Source organism: Streptomyces endophyticus (assembly GCF_035798155.1).
GTDB classification, from domain to species: Bacteria; Actinomycetota; Actinomycetes; order Streptomycetales; family Streptomycetaceae; genus Streptomyces; species Streptomyces endophyticus.
On the sequence record NZ_JAOZYC010000009.1, the window covers coordinates 1 to 18,571 of the forward strand.

The window sequence follows — 18,571 nt, forward strand, 5'->3', positions numbered from 1 at the left end:
CGCGGCCGGCTCCGCCGGGGATGCCGGTGGTGTTCGGCGCCGTCCCGTACCGGAACGCGGTGCGGGCCGTGCTCCTCGCCCACAAGGAGCGCGGTGCGCTCGGCCTCGCCCGGCCGCTGGGAGCGGCGCTCGCCGGGGCGGTGCGGGCCGCACTCATGGACGGTGGGGCAGGGTGGGGCGACGGGTACGGGAGGGCTCCTGGTGGCGCCCTGGGCCCCGTGACGCTGGTCCCTGTGCCGTCCGCGCCGCGTGCCGTGCGGGCGCGCGGGCACGACCCGACGCGGCGGATCGCGTACGCGGCGGCGGCCGAGCTGCGCCGTGCGGGCGTGGCGGCGCGGGTGCTCGCCGTGCTGCGGCAGCGGCGCGCGGTGGCCGACCAGTCGGGTCTGGACGCCCGGCAGCGGTTCGTGAATGTGACGGGCGCGCTGGAGGTGGTGGGCGGTGGCAGCGGGCCGCTCACCGGAATTGGCCGGATCGTGCTGGTCGACGACCTGATCACGACGGGCGCTTCTTTGGCGGAGGCGGCGCGCGCAATAGCGGTCGCGACCGGTTCAAAGAAGATCGAGTGGGAACCCGGGGCGGAGCGGGGCTGCTCGGAGGCAGGTCCGGGAATGGCGTGTGAGGCCGACCGGATCATGTTCCGGGCGGCCGTCGTGGCTGCATCTCCGGATTCCTTCGAAATAAACTGGAACTAGTTGGGAATCTGCATCGTTGCAGGTAGAGACAGGGTTCATTCGCTCGGTTGGAGGTACGTGTCAGTAGAGGGTGCCGACAACCGTCCAGGCGAGATATGTTCGGTTGTGAGGAACTCGGCAGGAAAGGCGGGCGCCGCCCCTCACCATTGGATTGCCCTGTCGGGACATTGCACAGGCGTTTTCGCAATCACCCGGCATGGTGGGGTGGAGATCTTGTCCACGGGGGAGGAGGAGGTGGAAGTCACCGAGTCCGAGACTCCGGAAGTGGCCGGAGTCTGGTGCAAAAGGGAGATGCTCCGCCCAAGGAGCGGGGCTATCCGGGAACGGAGTTCTGCGTGGACATCGTCGTCAAGGGCCGCAAGACCGAGGTACCAGAGCGGTTCCGTAAGCACGTGGCCGAGAAGCTGAAGCTGGAGAAGATCCAGAAGCTCGACGGCAAGGTGATCAGCCTCGACGTCGAGGTGTCCAAGGAGCCGAACCCCCGGCAGGCGGACCGGTGCGAGCGCGTCGAGATCACACTGCGCACGCGTGGCCCGGTGATCAGGGCGGAAGCTGCGGCAAGTGACCCGTACGCGGCGCTGGACCTGGCCACGGACAAGCTCGACGCGCGCCTGCGCAAGCAGCACGACAAGCGGTCGTCGCGGCGCGGCAAGCGGATCTCGGCAGCAGAGGTCGCCGAGCACGTTCCGGACGCCGCCCTGCTCAACGGGGACGGCACGATCGCCAAGGCCGAGGAGGCCGAGCCCGACGGCGTACCGACCACCAAGATGGGTTCGCTCGAGGTCAAGGGCGAGGGTCCGCTCGTCGTCCGTGAGAAGACACACGTGGCGGCACCCATGACGCTCGATCAGGCGCTCTACGAGATGGAGCTGGTCGGGCACGACTTCTATCTGTTCGTCGACTCCGAGACGAAGGAACCCAGCGTCGTCTACCGGCGGCACGCCTACGACTACGGCGTCATCCACCTCAGCACCGACCCCATGGTCTCCCAGGTCAGGGGAGCCGACGGGGGCGACGCCATCGGCGCCTGACCACAACTGACACCCACTCATCGGGTGCCCCTGGGGTGCGCGTGCGCCCCCAGGGGCACCCTCGTGCGACCCCCTTGTGCACCGCACGGCCATCGCGCCGACGCCGCGGCATGAAATCATGGCCGGGCCGGGTCAACCGGCGTGCTGGTGCCTCGGGTTGGCGCGGCACAGGAAGACGGGCCGCGGCCTTCAGGGGGAGGAACGATGGCGGACAGCTTCGGACTGATGCGGGGCGAGGACGCCGGTGCCGGCGAGGACGGCGCCGACATGGGGCCGGATGCCGGATCCTCGCGTGAGGAACCCATCCGGGTACTTGTGGTGGACGACCATGCCCTGTTCAGGCGCGGCCTGGAGATCGTCCTCAAGGCCGAGGAGGACATCCAGGTCGTCGGTGAGGCGGGTGATGGGGCGGAGGCCGTGGACAAGGCGGCCGATCTGCTGCCGGACATCGTCCTCATGGACGTACGGATGCCCAAGAGAGGCGGCATCGAGGCGTGCACCTCCATCAAGGAGGTGGCGCCCAGCGCCAAGATCATCATGTTGACGATCAGCGATGAGGAAGCCGATCTCTACGACGCGATCAAGGCGGGCGCGACGGGATATCTGTTGAAGGAGATCTCGACCGACGAGGTGGCCACGGCCATTCGCGCCGTCGCCGACGGGCAGTCGCAGATCAGCCCGTCCATGGCGTCGAAGCTGCTCACCGAGTTCAAGTCGATGATCCAGCGCACGGACGAGCGTCGGCTCGTGCCCGCGCCCCGGTTGACCGACCGGGAGCTCGAGGTGCTCAAGCTGGTGGCCACGGGCATGAACAACCGGGACATCGCCAAGGAGTTGTTCATCTCCGAGAACACCGTGAAGAACCACGTGCGCAACATCCTGGAGAAGCTTCAGCTGCACTCCAGGATGGAGGCCGTGGTGTACGCGATGCGGGAGAAGATCCTGGAGATCCGCTAGGGCGGGGTCTCCAGGCCGGAGCTCCTAGGAGAGGGCCTCGACGAGGGACCGCTTCAGGGGGGCCGACTCCATGTGCTCGACTCTTACGCTGTCGCAGCCGACCCAGCTCGCCGCCTCGTGCAGTGCCGCCGCCACCGCCGGTACGGCCTTCGGGCCGTCCAGGGAGACCTGCTTGGCGACCAGCGTGCTGCCCGCGCGCGCGGGGTCCACGCGGCCCACCAGGCGGCCGCCGGACAGGACCGGCATCGCGAAGTAGCCGTGGATCCGCTTCGGCTTGGGGACGTAGGCCTCCAGGCGGTGCGTGAAGCCGAAGATCCGCTCCGTACGTGCGCGCTCCCAGATCAGGGAGTCGAAGGGGGACAGGAGCGTGGTGCGGTGGCGGCCGCGGGGCGCTGAATCCAGGGCCGCGGGGTCGGCCCAGGCCGGTTTGCCGCCCCAGCCCTCCACCGTGACCGGGACGAGGCCGGTGTCCTCGATCACCGCGTCGAACTGATCGCTCCTCAGGCGGTGGTAGTCCGCGATGTCCGCGCGCGTGCCGACACCGAGGGCCTCGCCGGCCTGGCGGACCAGGCGCCGGACGCACTCGGTGTCGTCGAGGTCGTCGTGCAGGAGGGCCGACGGGATCGCGCGCTCCGCCAGGTCGTAGATCCGCTTCCAGCCGCGGCGCTCCACGCAGACCACCTCGCCGTACATCAGCGCGCGCTCGACGGCGATCTTCGACTCGGACCAGTCCCACCACTCGCCCTTGTTCTTCGCGCCGCCCAGTTCCGTGGCGGTGAGGGGGCCCTCCGCGCGGAGTTGCTTGATCACCTGGTCGTACGCGCCGTCGGGGAGGTAGTGGTGCCAGTGGGGGCGGGAGCGGTAGGCGCGGCGGCGGAAGGCGAAGTGCGGCCATTCCTCGATGGGGAGCACACAGGCGGCGTGCGACCAGTACTCGAAGGCGTGGGGGGCGGTGGCCGGGGCCGCGCCCGGCGTCCAGTACGCCGACTCGACCTTGGTCCGGGGCACCGAACCCAGGCGGGCGTAGGGGATCAGCTCGTGCGAGCGGGCGAGTACGGAGATCGTGTCGAGCTGGACCGCGCCGAGATGGCGGAGTACGCCACGGACGCCGGCCTTGCGGTCGGGGGCGCCGAGGAAGCCCTGGGCGCGGAGGACGATGCGGCGGGCTTCGTCGGCGGACAAGGCGGCGGTGGGACGCGGCGAGGTCGTCATGGCGGGAACGATAGAGGTCGGGTCTGACAACGGCGTGCGTGGCGGAGCAGGGGCTGGGCGGGCGGCTAGCTCGGGGCCGGGAGGTACGGCAGAGGGGTGGGGAGGCCCAGGTCCGAGGGGAGCAGGGAGGCCAGCCAGCAGTCTCGTAGGACGCCCTTGTTGGGCATGGCCGCGCGGAGGGTGGCCTCCAGGGTGAAGCCCGCGCGTTCCGCCACCGTGAGGGAGCCGACGTTGCCCACCTCCGCGCGCCACTCCAGGCGCGTACAGGAGAGGTCGGTGAAGGCCCAGCGGGCCACGCCCAGGACGGCCTCCGTCATATAGCCGTGGCCGCGGAACCGCTTGGCCGTCCAGAAGCCGACTTCCCAGGCGCCCGCGCGCGGGTGGTGGAGGGCGACGGCGCCGACCACCGGGCCGCGGTCCTCGGTCCGTATCGCGAATGTGTACTCCGTGTCACCGAGCCAGCCGTCCACGACGACACGGTTGATGAAGTATTCGGCGTCCACGCGCGCGTACGGCGAGGGAATCGTGGTCCAGCGCTGGATGTCGGGATCCTGGGCCGCGACGTACACCTCGTCGATGTCGGCGGGTACGAAGGTGTGCAGCTGCAGGCGGTCGGTGGTCAGCGTCACGGGGTCCATCGCCCGATTCTGCTCGGCACGCGGCAGGGGCGCCATGACTTTTCATGGGTCGTACCGGCACCTTCGCGGCGGCCCGCGCGTTGGACCTGATGGCAGACCTCCCGGCACGGTGGGGTCCTCGCATACGATGGCCGTTGCTTCAGTAGTCCTTGGTAGTACCCAGTAATACCTAGAAGTTTTCAGAGAACACCGACCGTGCCAGGCCCGACCGGCAAGGAGACCAACCCCCGTGTCCGTCCTCCAGAAGCTCATGCGTGCAGGCGAAGGCAAGATCCTGCGCAAGCTGCACCGCATCGCGGACCAGGTCAACTCCATCGAAGAGGACTTCGAGAGTCTCTCCGACGCCGAGCTGCGCGCACTCACGGACGAGTACAAGCAGCGGTTCGAGGACGGCGAGACCCTCGACGACCTGCTGCCCGAGGCATTCGCCACCGTCCGTGAGGCCGCCCGCCGCGTGCTGGGCCAGCGCCCCTACGACGTGCAGCTGATGGGTGGCGCCGCGCTCCACTTCGGTTACGTGGCGGAGATGAAGACCGGTGAGGGCAAGACCCTGGTCGGCACGCTGCCGACGTATCTGAACGCGCTGTCCGGCAAGGGCGTCCACCTGATCACGGTGAACGACTACCTGGCCGAGCGCGACTCCGAGATGATGGGCCGCGTTCACAAGTTCCTCGGCCTGAGCGTCGGCTGCATCCTCGCGAACATGACCCCGGCGCAGCGTCGCGAGCAGTACAACTGCGACATCACGTACGGCACGAACAACGAGTTCGGCTTCGACTACCTCCGCGACAACATGGCGTGGTCCCAGGACGAGCTCGTCCAGCGCGGCCACAACTTCGCCGTGGTCGACGAGGTCGACTCGATCCTCGTCGACGAGGCCCGTACGCCGCTGATCATCTCCGGCCCCGCCGACCAGGCCACGAAGTGGTACGGCGACTTCGCGAAGCTCGTCACGCGCCTCAAGAAGGGCGAGGCGGGCAACACGCTGAAGGGCATCGAGGAGACCGGCGACTACGAGGTCGACGAGAAGAAGCGCACCGTGGCGATCCACGAGCCGGGTGTGGCCAAGGTCGAGGACTGGCTCGGGATCGAGAACCTCTACGAGTCGGTCAACACGCCGCTCGTGGGTTACCTGAACAACGCCATCAAGGCCAAGGAACTCTTCAAGAAGGACAAGGACTACGTCGTCATCGACGGCGAAGTCATGATCGTCGACGAGCACACCGGCCGTATCCTCGCCGGCCGCCGCTACAACGAGGGCATGCACCAGGCGATCGAGGCGAAGGAAGGGGTGGACATCAAGGACGAGAACCAGACCTTGGCGACCATCACCCTCCAGAACTTCTTCCGCCTCTACAAGCGCGAGGGCTACGACAGCGGCCTCTCCGGCATGACCGGTACGGCCATGACCGAGGCCGCCGAGTTCCACCAGATCTACAAGCTGGGCGTCGTGCCGATCCCGACGAACCGGCCGATGGTCCGTGCGGACCAGGCGGACCTGATCTACCGCACCGAGGTCGCCAAGTTCGACGCGGTCGTGGACGACATCGCGGAGAAGCACGGGCAGGGCCAGCCGATCCTGGTGGGTACGACCTCCGTCGAGAAGTCGGAGTACCTGTCGCAGCAGCTCAGCAAGCGCGGTATTCAGCACGAAGTGCTGAACGCGAAGCAGCACGACCGTGAGGCCACGATCATCGCCCAGGCCGGCCGCAAGGGCTCGGTCACGGTCGCGACGAACATGGCCGGTCGTGGCACCGACATCAAGCTCGGCGGCAACCCGGACGACCTCGCCGAGGCCGAGCTGCGCCAGGCAGGGCTCGACCCGGTCGAGCACGTCGAGGAGTGGGCGGCCGCGCTGCCCGCCGCCCTGGAGAAGGCCGAGCAGGCGGTGCGGGCCGAGTTCGAGGAGGTCAAGAGCCTCGGCGGGCTCTACGTGCTCGGTACGGAGCGGCACGAGTCGCGGCGTATCGACAACCAGCTGCGTGGTCGTAGTGGCCGTCAGGGCGACCCCGGTGAGTCCCGCTTCTACCTGTCGCTCGGTGACGACCTCATGCGGCTCTTCAAGGCGCAGATGGTCGAGCGCGTGATGTCGATGGCGAACGTGCCGGACGACGTCCCGATCGAGAACAAGATGGTGACCCGCGCCATCGCCTCCGCCCAGTCGCAGGTCGAGCAGCAGAACTTCGAGACGCGTAAGAACGTCCTGAAGTACGACGAGGTGCTCAACCGGCAGCGCGAGGTCATCTACGGCGAGCGGCGCCGCGTCCTGGAGGGTGAGGACCTGCACGAGCAGGTGCAGCACTTCATGGACGACACGATCGACGAGTACATCGGCGCCGAGACCGCCGAGGGCTTCGCCGAGGAGTGGGACCTCGACCGGCTGTGGGGCGCGTTCAAGCAGCTCTACCCGGTCAAGGTCACCGTGGAGGAGCTCGAGGAGGAGGTCGGGGACCGGGCCGGTCTGACGGCCGAGTTCATCGGCGAGGCCGTCAAGGACGACATCCACGCGCAGTACGCGGCGCGCGAGGAGCAGCTCGGGTCCGAGATCATGCGTGAGCTGGAGCGCCGGGTCGTGCTGAGCGTGCTCGACCGCAAGTGGCGCGAGCACCTCTACGAGATGGACTACCTCCAGGAGGGCATCGGCCTGCGCGCCATGGCGCAGAAGGACCCGCTGGTCGAGTACCAGCGCGAGGGCTTCGACATGTTCACCGCCATGATGGAGGGCATCAAGGAGGAGTCCGTCGGCTACCTGTTCAACCTGGAGGTCCAGGTCGAGCAGCAGGTCGAGGAGGTCCCGGTGGCGGACTCGGCGCCGGCGAACCTGGAGAAGCAGGACGCGGTGCCGGCGCAGGCCGGGGGCCGTCCGGAGATCCGGGCCAAGGGCCTGGACGCTCCGCAGCGTCCCGACCGCCTGCACTTCCAGGCGCCGAACGCCGAGGGCGGTGTCGACGAGGGCGACTTCGTGACCGAGGGCGGGCCCACGCGCTCCTCGGCGGACGGGCTGACCCGCGCCGAGCGGCGCAAGCAGCAGAAGGGCCGCCGTCGCAAGAAGTGACGTTGCGCGGGTGACGCGACGCGTGACGCGATGTGTGTGAAGGGGCTGGGCACAGGGTGCCCAGCTCCTTTTCCCTTGCTCTCACCCGCTGGAGCCCGCGGTGTCCCGAGGTGGTCGGCCGCCCAGTTCCACCGCCGTGCAGCGCCACCGCTGGTCCTCGCCCAGGGCGAGCCGGAAGGCCAGGGCGTGCAGCCGGGGGCCGACCGCGATGCGGGCGAACACCTCGTAGCTGCCGGGGGCGGGTTCGAAGTGGCCGATGCCGTGCACGGTCGGTCGGGGTCCGGCGCCGGGCAGCAGGGCGCGGCGTTCCACCAGCCAGAGCAGGTCGTCGAAGGCCTGGTGCGCGGCGTGGCGGGCGAACCAGTGCAAGGGCCTGTCGCCGCTGAGCACCAGGAGCAGGCGCTGCGTGAACAGCTCGGTGGGGTGCAGCGGGACCTGTGGTGGGACGCGCCGCGGTCCCGCGCCGGGGCGACGGGTGTCGCGGCGTGTGGGCGGACGGGTGTTTCCGCGGGGTCCCCGACTGTTCATGACCTTCTGCATGACGCCTCCCGATACCGGCCGGTAACTCCTCGTGGGGATCTTGTACGAGGCCGGAGGGCGCGGCGGCAAGGGCCGGTGGGCGGCGCCGGGGCGCGGCGGTGGGTTCGCCTATCAGGGTGACCGGGCCGGCACGGGGGCCGGGATCCCGGGAGCGTACGGAGGCCGGCCGCGGGCGGGTGTTGACGCCCGGGCGGGCACGGGCGGCGGCCCGAAGGGGGACGCCCACGTATCCTGAAGCCCCCGACGCAGAGCAGAAAGCAGCCGGACCATGCGCGTGTACGTACCTCTGTCCCTGCCTCGACTCGCAGAGGCGTACAAGGCCGGCGAGATCGGGCCCGCGCCCGTCACCGCCTTCGCCGTGACGCCCGCGCTGCGTGAGTGGTACCTGTCCGAGGACATCGAGGAGCTGGAGTACGCGGCGCTGGGCAGGGCGGCGCTCGCCTCGCTGCGCCTCGTCGCCGCCGACCCCGGGGCCGCGCGCCGCCGAGTCGTCGTCGCCGTGGACGTGCCGGACGGGGCCGCCGTCGCGGAGCCGGACCGCGGGTCCGAGCAGGGTGCGCTCGGCGAGCTGACGGTGCGCGAGGCCGTGCCGCTGGCGAAGGCCGCTGCCGTGCACGTCGACTCGGGCGACGCCGACGCCGATGTCGCGGTCGCAGCGGAGGCGCTCGCCGCGGCCGACCGGGGCGACGCCGACGCGCAGTTCGTCGTGGACGGCGCCGAGGACCACGACCTGCTGTGGTTCGCCACGCAGGAGATCCCGGGCCTCTTGGGTGAGGGCGGCCACTGACGGACCGCCCCGGGGTGGGTAGTTTCCTGCCATGGGGAAGCACTTCGGGACGCACGCAGCCACGCACATCGTCTGGGACTGGAACGGCACGCTGTTCCACGACAACGACGCCGTCATCCGCGCCAGCAACGCGGCCTTCGCGGCGGTCGGTCTTGAACCGATCACGCTGGAGACATACCGCGAGCTGTACTGCATACCCATCCCCAAGTTCTACGAGCGGCTGATGGGCCGGCTGCCCACCGAGGCCGAGTGGACGGCGATGGACGGCGCGTTCCACCAGCACTACGCGCGGTACTCGGTGGAGTGCAGGCTCGCCGAGGGCGTCGAACTGCTGCTGGCCGGCTGGCAGGAGGCAGGGCGCAGCCAGTCCATCCTCAGCATGGCCGGACACGAGGAACTCGTGCCGCTGGTACGCCGGTTGGGGATCGCCGAGCGGTTCGTGCGCGTCGATGGGCGGACGGGCCCCTCCGGCGGCAGCAAGGCCGAGCACATGGTGCGGCACCTCGGAGTCCTCGACGGTGTGGCCCCGGAGCGGACCGTGGTCATCGGGGACGCCGCCGACGACGCGGTGGCCGCGATCGCCGCGGGCGCGCAGGCCGTCCTCTACACCGGTGGCTCGCACAGCCGGGCCAGCCTGGAAGGGGTGGGCGCTCCCGTCGTCGACACCCTGGCGGACGCGGTGCGCGAGGCCGAGCGGATGGCCGCGGCGGCCTGACCCGCGCCCCTGAGGACCCCAGCCGTCAACAGGAGCGGTGAACTGCCCCGTATCCGTCGCCTTTTGCATCGACCCGGTTCACCCTCCGCTGTCGGCTGCGTACGCTGTGCTGGGGCCGGTGGCGCGGCGGCGATACGACGGGGGCGTGAGTCATGGGTTTCGGATTCGGTCAGCGACGGGGCGGTCAACTCCCCGTGGAGGTCACCACGTTCGTCGGCAGGACGGCCGAACTGGCCGAGGTACGGGCCGGGTTCGAGAGCGCCCGCCTCGTCACCCTGGTGGGCCCGGGCGGCGTCGGCAAGAGCCGCACGGCGATGCGGGCCGCGGCCGGGCTGGCCGGGCGGTTCCCGGACGGGGTGTGGCTCGTCGAGCTGAGCGCGCTGCGCGACCCCGAGCTGATCCCCGTGACCCTGGCCGCCGTGCTCGAACTGCCCGAACAGGCGGGCATGGAGCCGCTCGACGCCGTCGTCGCGCACCTTCAGGGGCGGCAGCTGCTCATCGTGCTCGACACGTGCGAGCACCTCGTCGACGCCTGCGCCATGCTCACCGACGTGCTGCTGCGGGAGGCGGCCGGCGTCAGCGTGCTCGCCACCAGCAGGCAGCCGCTCGACGTACCGGGGGAGCGCTGCCGCGCCATCGCGCCGCTCGCCCCCGACGACGCGCTCGAGCTGTTCGTGCAGCGGGCGTCCGCCGTGGTGCCGGGGTTCGCCGTGGACGAGGCGAACCGGGAGCAGCTCGCGGCGCTCGCCCGGCGTCTCGACGGGATCCCACTCGCCATCGAGCTGGCGGCGGTACGGCTGCGGGCGGTGCCCCTCGAACAGCTGGTGCAGCGGCTCGGGCAGCGCTTCGAGGTGCTCACGGGCGGGCGCCGCACCGCGCTGACCCGGCACCAGACGCTGCGTACGGCGATCGGCTGGTCGCACGAACTGTGCACGCCGCAGGAGCGGTTGCTGTGGGCCCGGCTCTCCGTCTTCGCGGGCTCCTTCGAGCTGGCCGCCGCCGAAGTCGTGGGCGCGGGCGGTGAGTTGGCGAGCGGTGACGTCCTGGAGCAGCTCATCGGGCTCGTCGACAAGTCCGTCGTGCAGCGGATCGGGGAGAACGGCGGCCGGTACCGGATGCTCGACACCATCCGCGAGTACGGCGCCGAATGGCTGGAGGAGGCGGGGCAGTCGGCCACCGTGCGCCGGCGGCACTCCGCGTACCACCGGGAGCTCGGGCAGCGGTACTGGGACGGCTTCCTGACGTCCGAGCAGGTCGGGCACTACCGGGTGCTGCGCGCGGCGCGGGCCGATGTCCGGGCCGCGCTCGAATACGCGTACCAGAGCCCCGATTCGGTGGCCTCCGGCGTGTGGTTCGCCGCGCAGCTCGGCCCGTACTGGCGGGCGGTCGGCCTGCTCTCCGAGGGGCGGTACTGGATCGAGAAGGGGCTCGCGCTCCTCGAAGAGGTGGGGCAGGAGCAGGCGTGGGGGCGGTTCATGACCGCCCTGTTCTCGGTGTGGCAGGGAGATCTGCCGGGTGCGCTCGAACTCTTCCACCGGGCCGTCGACATCGCGCGCCGCTCGGGCAACGACCGGGTCGAGCTGTTCTGCGACGCGTATCTGGGCGGCCTCGGCGCGCTGTGCGGGGAGGCCGACGGCCTCGACGCCATGGAGGACGCGCGGCAGCGGATCCTGGCGCGCGAGGACGGCCTCGGCATCGGCGTCATCCACTACGAAGCGGCGCTGCTGCTCGGCGTGCTCGGGGACACGGACGGCGCGCTCGCACTGTGCCGCACGGGACTCGCCCACCTGGAGGGCACGGGGGAGCGGCAGCTCCTCGGGTCCACGTACATGGTGCAGGGCGTCATCCGCTGGCTCGCCGGGGAGCGGAAGGACGCCGTCGCCTCGCTGTGCCGGGGCCTGGAGGCCGCCGCGGAGATCGACGAGGTGCTGGTCGCCGCGCTGTGCTGCCTCGGTCTCGCCTGGTCCGCCGCGTACGACAAGCGGCAGGTGCGGGCGGCGTGGCTGCTCGGGTACGCGGAGAACGCGCGGCGGCTCGGGGGCGGCGACCCGGTCGGGATGCTGCCGTCCCTCTTCGAGGAGCAGGAGTCCGTGCGCGGCGCCGTGCTGCTCGCCCTGGGCGATGAGGAGTTCGAGCGGTGGTGGGGCGTCGGGGCGCGGCTTTCGGGGCGGCAGGTGCTCGACGCCGTACGGTCCGGGGCCGACGCGCCCTCGGTGGCGCCGCTGCCGTCGGCGCGCGGTGCCGGGGTGGACGCGCTCACCCGGCGGGAGCGGGAGGTCGCGGCGCTGGTGGCGGAGGGCATGTCCAACCGGGAGATCGCCGAGCGTCTGGTGATCTCCAAGCGGACCGCGGACGCGCATGTGGAGCACATCCTGGCGAAGTTGGGAGTGGGCTCAAGGACCGAGATCGCGGCGGTCACGGAGACGGGAGCCCCTCGCTAGGCCCCTAGGGCCCTTCTGACGGATCTTGCCGGAGTCGCGGGCCCTGGCACGCACATCTGCGGCGTTGTCGTCGGTTGCCAACGCTCCGCGTTGACGCCCTCCTCCGCCTTGCAGCTGCACGCACCAGACCCCACTCGCCTGCACCGCCCATTGACGCCGTCCGCGTCCAGCCTGATCCGTCAGAAGGCCCCTAGGTATACGGATCCCGGCTCCTACGCCCAAATGCGTATACGGCTCCCGCTCGATACCGATGCCGGGGGCTTCCCGCGCACGTCAGTCTGTACAGGTGTCGCGTGCTCTGGAAGAACGGCGCGGCGGGGCGCCGGACGGCATTGGTCAACTCCCCACGGCTGTCGTGGCATCGGCTCCCCGTCGCTGCATCCGGGGCACGGCGCGTTTCGGTGGCTGCCCTCGTCGGCGGGGCAGCCACCGCACCTCTTTCCGGCCCGGGGTGTCAGCCCGCGGCCGGCGCCTTCGCCCGCAGCACCGTCAGGAACTCCCGCATCCACTGCGCGTGGTCGGGCCAGGCGCGGGAGGAGACCAGGGTGCCGTCGACGATCACCTCCGCGTCCTGGAAGGTGGCCCCCGCCGCCTGCATGTCCGTCTCAAGGGCCGGGTACGCCGTGACGCGCCGGCCCCGCAGTGCGTCCACCGACGCCGTCAGGAGCGGGCCGTGGCAGATCTGTGCGACGGGCCTGTCGGTGTCGAAGAAGGACTTGACGATCTTGCGGAGCTCGGCGTCGCCGCGCAGGTACTCGGGCGCCCGGCCACCGGGAATCACCAATGCGGCGTACTGACCCGGATCGACTTCGGAGAAGGCCAGGTCGGCGGGCCAGGTGTAGCCGGGCTTCTCCGTGTACGTGTCGAAGCCGGGCTCGAAGTCGTGCACCACGAACCGGAGCTTCTTGCGGGTCGGCGCCGCGATGTCGACCTCGTACCCCTCCTCGCGCAGCCGCTGGTAGGGGTACAGGACTTCCAGCGACTCCGCCGCGTCGCCGGTGACGATCAGGATTTTGGGTGCCATTGGTCACACACTCCCCTCGCCGGGATCCGCCGTGTCGTGCGCCCAACGTGTCGCCGCGCCGCCCGGCTGGCAAGAGCCCGTACTACGCAAGGGCTTCAGGGGTTCTGTGCAGACTGTCAAAGTTCGACCCCCTGTTTTGTACACAAGCAGCTCATGACGATGCCCCCTCGGGGAGCGATAGCCTGGTCCCGTGATCAGCGCGATATCTCGCGGGGGCATCGTCGCCCCCTGCCCGCGCCGGGAGATCACGACCTGCCACAGCGGTCGTGCCCGGCGCTCAGCCGCTGATCATTTCGGGCGGATGGCCTTTTCGTTGAAAACGGCGCATTGTCGTCCACCCATCTCTCATCCAGGCATAACGTCGTCTCAGACCGGACACCCCGCGTCGGGACGTTGTGCCGAGCGATTCATCTACGCCACGTCTACGTCTCGCAACGGCGCGCGACAGGAGCCAGAGGACAATGCAGACCAAGCTGGACGAAGCCAAAGCCGAGCTGCTCACCAGGGCCGCACGGGTAGCTGAGAACAGCCCGGTAGGGGGGAACCTACCGACTGGGGCGACGGGCGAGGGCACTCAAGCCGCCAAGGCCGCCGGGACCGCGAAGAACGCCGACAGCGTGCTCGCGTTCCTCCAGCGCTACTACCTCCACACCGCACCGGAGGATCTGAGCGACCGCGATCCGGTCGATGTCTTCGGGGCCGCGCACTCGCACTACCGCCTTGCGGAGAACCGACCACAAGGCACCGCGAACGTGAAGGTGCACACGCCGACCGTCGAGGAGAACGGCTGGACCTGCAGCCACTCCGTCGTCGAGGTCGTCACGGACGACATGCCGTTCCTGGTGGACTCCGTCACCAACGAGCTGTCCCGGCAGGGTCGCGGCATCCACGTCGTCATCCACCCGCAGGTCACCGTCCGGCGCGATGTCACCGGCAAGCTCCTCGAGGTACTGCCGGCCGGTACGTCCACCGAGGCCCACGACGTGCTCACCGAGTCGTGGATCCACGTGGAGATGGACCGCGAGACCGACCGCGCCGACCTCAAGCAGATCACCACCGACCTGCTGCGCGTCCTGTCCGACGTACGGGAGTGCGTCGAGGACTGGGAGAAGATGCGGGACTCGGCGCTGCGCATCGCCGAGGAGCTGCCGGGCGAGCCGACCGCGGGCGACCTGCCCGACCAGGAGGTCGAGGAGGCCCGCGAGCTGCTGCGCTGGCTGGCCGCCGACCACTTCACGTTCCTCGGGTTCCGCGAGTACAACCTCTCCGAGGACGACTCGCTGGCCGCCGTGCCCGGCACCGGACTCGGCATCCTGCGCTCCGACCCGCACCACGAGCGCGACGAGCACCACCCGGTCTCGCCGTCCTTCAACCGCCTGCCGGCCGACGCCCGCGCCAAGGCCCGCGAGCACCGCCTGCTGGTCCTCACCAAGGCCAACAGCCGCGCCACCGTGCACCGGCCGAGCTACCTCGACTACGTCGGCGTGAAGAAGTTCGACGCCGAGGGCAATGTCGTCGGCGAGCGCCGCTTCCTCGGCCTGTTCTCCTCCGCCGCGTACACCGAGAGCGTGCGCCGCGTCCCGGTCATCCGGCGCAAGGTCCAGGAGGTCCTCAAGGGCGCGGGCTTCTCGCCCAACAGCCACGACGGCCGTGACCTGATGCAGATCATGGAGACGTACCCGCGCGACGAGCTCTTCCAGACCCCGGCCGACGAGCTGCGGTCCATCGTCACGAGCGTGCTCTACCTCCAGGAGCGCCGCAGGCTGCGGCTCTACCTGCGCCAGGACGAGTACGGCCGCTACTACTCGGCCCTCGTCTACCTGCCGCGCGACCGCTACACCACGGGCGTGCGCCTGCGGATCATCGACATCCTCAAGGAGGAGCTCGACGGCACCAGCGTCGACTTCACCGCCTGGAACACCGAGTCGATCCTCTCCCGGCTGCACTTCGTCGTCCGGGTCCCGCAGGGCACCGAACTGCCGGAGCTCTCCGACGCCGACAAGGACCGGATCGAGGCCCGCCTCGTCGAGGCCGCCCGCTCCTGGGCCGACGGCTTCGGGGAGGCGCTGAACGCCGAGTGCGGCGAGGAGCGCGCGGCCGAACTGCTGCGCCGCTACGGCCAGGCGTTCCCCGAGGGCTTCAAGGCCGACCACTCGCCGCGCGCCGCCGTGGCCGACCTGGTCCACCTCGAACAGCTCACGCAGGAGAACAAGGACTTCGAGCTCTCCCTGTACGAGCCGGTGGGCGCCGCCCCCGGCGAGCGCCGCTTCAAGATCTACCGGATCGGCGCGCCCGTCTCGCTCTCCGCCGTCCTGCCGGTGCTCCAGCGCCTGGGCGTCGAGGTCACCGACGAGCGCCCGTACGAGCTGCGTTGCAGCGACGGCAAGACCGCGTGGATCTACGACTTCGGCCTGCGCATGCCGAAGCCGTCGAACGGCAACGGGCACGACCTCGGCGCCGACGGCCGCGAGCGCTTCCAGGAGGCCTTCGCCGCCACCTGGACCGGGCTCGCCGAGAACGACGGCTTCAACTCCCTCGTCCTGGGCGCCGGCCTGAACTGGCGTCAGGCGATGGTGCTGCGCGCGTACGCCAAGTACCTGCGCCAGGCGGGCTCCACGTTCAGCCAGGACTACATGGAGGACACCCTCCGGACGAACGTGCACACCACGCGCCTGCTGGTGTCGCTGTTCGAGGCGCGGATGTCGCCGGACCGGCAGCGCGCCGGGACCGAGCTGATCGACGGGCTGCTCGAAGAGGTCGACGGCGCCCTCGACCAGGTCGCCTCTCTCGACGAGGACCGGATCCTGCGGTCCTTCCTCACCGTCATCAAGGCGACGCTGCGCACGAACTTCTTCCAGGAGGCGCAGGGCGGCAAGCCGCACGAGTACGTCTCCATGAAGTTCGACCCGCAGGCCATCCCCGACCTGCCCGCGCCGCGGCCCGCGTACGAGATCTGGGTGTACTCGCCGCGCGTCGAGGGCGTGCACCTGCGCTTCGGCAAGGTCGCGCGCGGTGGGCTGCGCTGGTCGGACCGGCGCGAGGACTTCCGTACGGAGATCCTCGGCCTGGTGAAGGCGCAGATGGTGAAGAACACCGTCATCGTGCCGGTCGGCGCGAAGGGCGGCTTCGTCGCCAAGCAGCTGCCGGACCCGTCGGTGGACCGGGACGCGTGGATGGCCGAGGGCATCGCCGCGTACAAGACGTTCATCTCGGCGCTGCTCGACATCACCGACAACCTGGTCGGCGGCGAGGTCGTGCCGCCCGCCGACGTCGTGCGGCACGACAGTCCAGACACTGACGACACGTACCTCGTGGTCGCGGCCGACAAGGGCACGGCGTCGTTCTCCGACATCGCGAACCAGGTCGCCGAGTCGTACAACTTCTGGCTCGGCGACGCCTTCGCCTCCGGCGGCAGCGCGGGCTACGACCACAAGGGCATGGGCATCACCGCCCGCGGCGCCTGGGAGTCCGTCAAGCGGCACTTCCGGGAGCTGGGCGTCGACAGCCAGTCCGAGGACTTCACGGTCGTCGGCGTCGGCGACATGTCCGGTGACGTGTTCGGCAACGGCATGCTGCTGAGCGAGCACATCCGCCTGGTCGCCGCCTTCGACCACCGGCACATCTTCATCGACCCGAGGCCGGACGCGGCCACCGGCTACGCCGAGCGCCGCCGGATGTTCGAGCTGCCGCGGTCGAGCTGGGCGGAGTACAACAAGGAGCTGATCTCGGCGGGTGGCGGCATCTTCCCGCGCTCCGCCAAGTCGATCCAGCTCAACGCCCATATCCGCGAGGCCCTCGGCATCGAGTCCGGCCAGGCCAAGATGACCCCGGCCGAGCTGATGAAGGCCATCCTCCAGGCGCCGGTCGACCTGCTGTGGAACGGCGGCATCGGTACGTACGTCAAGTCGTCGGTCGAGTCCAACGCGGACGTCGGCGACAAGGCCAACGACGCGATCCGCGTCGACGGCCAGGACGTCCGCGCCAAGGTCATCGGCGAGGGCGGCAACCTCGGCGCGACCCAGCTGGGCCGCATCGAGTTCGCCCGCGCCGGCGGCCGGGTGAACACCGACGCCATCGACAACAGCGCGGGCGTCAACACCTCGGACGTCGAGGTGAACATCAAGATCCTGCTCAACGGGCTCGTCTCCGACGGCGACATGACGGTCAAGCAGCGCAACAAGCTGCTCGCCGCCATGACGGACGAGGTCGGCCACCTGGTGCTGCGCAACAACTACGCGCAGAACATCGCCCTGGCCAACTCCTGCGCCCAGGCGCCGTCCCTGCTCCACGCCCACCAGCGGTTCATGCGCCGCCTCGGCAAGCAGGGCCACCTCGACCGGGGTCTGGAGTTCCTGCCCACCGACCGGCAGATCAGGGAGCTCCTCAACTCCGGGCGCGGCCTCAGCCAGCCGGAGCTCGCCGTCCTCTTCGCGTACACGAAGATCACGGCGTCCGACGAGCTGATCCAGACGTCGCTCCCCGACGACGCCTACCTGCGCCGCCTGCTGCACGCCTACTTCCCGAAGCCGCTGCGCGAGAAGTACGGCGAGGCGATCGACGGGCACGCGCTGCGCCGCGAGATCATCACGACGGTCCTCGTCAACGACACGGTGAACACGGGCGGTTCGACGTTCCTGCACCGCCTCCGTGAGGAGACGGGCGCGTCCCTGGAGGAGATCGTGCGGGCGCAGCTCGCCGCGCGCGAGATCTTCGGCCTCAGCGAGGTCTGGGACGCGGTCGAGGCGCTCGACAATGTCGTCGCCGCCGACGTGCAGACCCGGATCCGCCTGCACTCGCGCCGCCTCGTCGAGCGCGGCACGCGGTGGCTGCTCAACAACCGCCCGCAGCCGCTCCAGTTGGCGGAGACGATCGACTTCTTCAAGGAGGGCGTCACCGAGGTCTGGGCCGCCATGCCGAAGATGCTGAGCGGCGCCGACGCCGAGTGGTACCAGGGCATCCTCGACGAGCTGACCGGTGCGGGTGTGCCGGAGGAGCTGGCGGAGCGGGTGGCCGGATTCTCGTCCGCGTTCCCGACGCTCGACATCGTGCAGATCGCCGACCGTATGGGCAAGGACGCGCTGTCCGTCGCCGAGGTCTACTACGACCTCGGTGACCGGCTCTCCATCACGCAGCTCATGGACCGCATCATCGAGCTGCCGCGCGCGGACCGCTGGCAGTCGATGGCCCGCGCTTCGATCCGCGAGGACCTGTTCGCGGCGCACGCCGCGCTCACCGCCGACGTACTGGCGGCGGGCAACGGGACCTCGACGCCCGAGCAGCGGTTCAAGGCGTGGGAGGAGAAGAACGCGGCGATCCTGGGCCGGGCGCGCTCGACCCTGGTGGAGATCCAGGGCTCGGACTCGTTCGACCTGGCGAACCTCTCGGTCGCCATGCGCACGATGCGTACGCTGCTGCGCACGCACTCGTAGCGGATACGCGAACGGGGGCGCCCCGAGCCGGATTCGGCTCGGGGCGC

General features: G+C 70.1%; 12 protein-coding genes. 8 read left to right on the forward strand and 4 right to left on the reverse strand.

Annotated features, from left to right (window positions below; all coding sequences use genetic code 11):
* The 3 genes from OKJ99_RS03050 to OKJ99_RS03060 form a co-directional block, all read left to right on the forward strand.
* Nucleotides 1–695, forward strand: a 695-nt coding sequence (locus tag OKJ99_RS03050) for a ComF family protein (protein WP_326014125.1), incomplete at its 5' end; no start/stop codon positions are given.
* Nucleotides 696–1,030: 335 nt separating this feature from the next.
* Nucleotides 1,031–1,726 carry a ribosome hibernation-promoting factor, HPF/YfiA family gene (hpf, locus tag OKJ99_RS03055; RefSeq protein ID WP_326014126.1) on the forward strand — a complete coding sequence of 232 codons (696 nt, stop codon included), beginning with the start codon at nt 1,031–1,033 and terminating at the stop codon, nt 1,724–1,726.
* A gap of 204 nt (nt 1,727–1,930) precedes the next feature.
* Nucleotides 1,931–2,683: a response regulator transcription factor gene (locus OKJ99_RS03060; protein ID WP_326014127.1), complete on the forward strand. Its 753-nt coding sequence runs from the start codon at nt 1,931–1,933 to the stop codon at nt 2,681–2,683.
* Between the two features lie 24 nt (nt 2,684–2,707).
* Here OKJ99_RS03060 and OKJ99_RS03065 read toward each other — a convergent pair whose 3' ends face one another.
* On the reverse strand, nt 2,708–3,895 hold the full coding sequence (locus OKJ99_RS03065; RefSeq protein WP_326014128.1) for a winged helix-turn-helix domain-containing protein: 1,188 nt from the start codon (nt 3,893–3,895) through the stop codon (nt 2,708–2,710).
* Between the two features lie 65 nt (nt 3,896–3,960).
* The gene (locus tag OKJ99_RS03070; protein WP_326014129.1) at nt 3,961–4,533 is read right to left on the reverse strand and encodes a GNAT family N-acetyltransferase; all 573 of its coding nucleotides are present in this window, start codon (nt 4,531–4,533) and stop codon (nt 3,961–3,963) included.
* Nucleotides 4,534–4,762: 229 nt separating this feature from the next.
* On the opposite strand from OKJ99_RS03070, the gene secA reads away from it, so the two are divergent.
* Complete coding sequence (gene secA, locus OKJ99_RS03075; protein WP_326014130.1) at nt 4,763–7,588, forward strand: preprotein translocase subunit SecA; 2,826 nt, start codon at nt 4,763–4,765, stop codon at nt 7,586–7,588.
* Between the two features lie 81 nt (nt 7,589–7,669).
* Here the strand turns inward: secA and OKJ99_RS03080 are convergent, their stop codons facing one another.
* Nucleotides 7,670–8,128 carry an Rv3235 family protein gene (locus tag OKJ99_RS03080; RefSeq protein WP_326014131.1) on the reverse strand — a complete coding sequence of 153 codons (459 nt, stop codon included), beginning with the start codon at nt 8,126–8,128 and terminating at the stop codon, nt 7,670–7,672.
* A 268-nt stretch (nt 8,129–8,396) separates the two neighbouring features.
* On the opposite strand from OKJ99_RS03080, the gene OKJ99_RS03085 reads away from it, so the two are divergent.
* The 3 genes from OKJ99_RS03085 to OKJ99_RS03095 all read left to right on the forward strand — a co-directional run bounded on the left by OKJ99_RS03085 (nt 8,397) and on the right by OKJ99_RS03095 (nt 12,071).
* On the forward strand, nt 8,397–8,915 hold the full coding sequence (locus tag OKJ99_RS03085) for a DUF6912 family protein (protein WP_326014132.1): 519 nt from the start codon (nt 8,397–8,399) through the stop codon (nt 8,913–8,915).
* A gap of 31 nt (nt 8,916–8,946) precedes the next feature.
* Complete coding sequence (locus OKJ99_RS03090) at nt 8,947–9,630, forward strand: HAD family hydrolase (RefSeq protein WP_326014133.1); 684 nt, start codon at nt 8,947–8,949, stop codon at nt 9,628–9,630.
* A gap of 152 nt (nt 9,631–9,782) precedes the next feature.
* The gene (locus OKJ99_RS03095) at nt 9,783–12,071 is read left to right on the forward strand and encodes an ATP-binding protein (RefSeq protein ID WP_326014135.1); all 2,289 of its coding nucleotides are present in this window, start codon (nt 9,783–9,785) and stop codon (nt 12,069–12,071) included.
* A gap of 454 nt (nt 12,072–12,525) precedes the next feature.
* Here the strand turns inward: OKJ99_RS03095 and OKJ99_RS03100 are convergent, their stop codons facing one another.
* Complete coding sequence (locus OKJ99_RS03100; RefSeq protein ID WP_326014137.1) at nt 12,526–13,095, reverse strand: DJ-1/PfpI family protein; 570 nt, start codon at nt 13,093–13,095, stop codon at nt 12,526–12,528.
* A gap of 461 nt (nt 13,096–13,556) precedes the next feature.
* Between OKJ99_RS03100 and OKJ99_RS03105 the strand changes: the two genes are divergently transcribed.
* Nucleotides 13,557–18,524, forward strand: coding sequence for an NAD-glutamate dehydrogenase (locus tag OKJ99_RS03105; RefSeq protein ID WP_326014138.1), 4,968 nt, complete (start codon nt 13,557–13,559; stop codon nt 18,522–18,524).
* Nucleotides 18,525–18,571 lie beyond the last annotated feature (47 nt).

Excerpts from the sequence above, each read along its gene's own strand:
- OKJ99_RS03100 (WP_326014137.1), bottom strand. The coding sequence starts at position 13,095 with ATGGCACCCAAAATCCTGATCGTCACCGGCGACGCGGCGGAGTCGCTG.
- OKJ99_RS03060 (WP_326014127.1), top strand. The coding sequence starts at position 1,931 with ATGGCGGACAGCTTCGGACTGATGCGGGGCGAGGACGCCGGTGCCGGC.
- OKJ99_RS03085 (WP_326014132.1), top strand. The coding sequence starts at position 8,397 with ATGCGCGTGTACGTACCTCTGTCCCTGCCTCGACTCGCAGAGGCGTAC.
- OKJ99_RS03105 (WP_326014138.1), top strand. The coding sequence starts at position 13,557 with ATGCAGACCAAGCTGGACGAAGCCAAAGCCGAGCTGCTCACCAGGGCC.
- OKJ99_RS03090 (WP_326014133.1), top strand. The coding sequence starts at position 8,947 with ATGGGGAAGCACTTCGGGACGCACGCAGCCACGCACATCGTCTGGGAC.
- OKJ99_RS03080 (WP_326014131.1), bottom strand. The coding sequence starts at position 8,128 with ATGCAGAAGGTCATGAACAGTCGGGGACCCCGCGGAAACACCCGTCCG.
- OKJ99_RS03065 (WP_326014128.1), bottom strand. The coding sequence starts at position 3,895 with ATGACGACCTCGCCGCGTCCCACCGCCGCCTTGTCCGCCGACGAAGCC.
- OKJ99_RS03095 (WP_326014135.1), top strand. The coding sequence starts at position 9,783 with ATGGGTTTCGGATTCGGTCAGCGACGGGGCGGTCAACTCCCCGTGGAG.
- OKJ99_RS03070 (WP_326014129.1), bottom strand. The coding sequence starts at position 4,533 with ATGGACCCCGTGACGCTGACCACCGACCGCCTGCAGCTGCACACCTTC.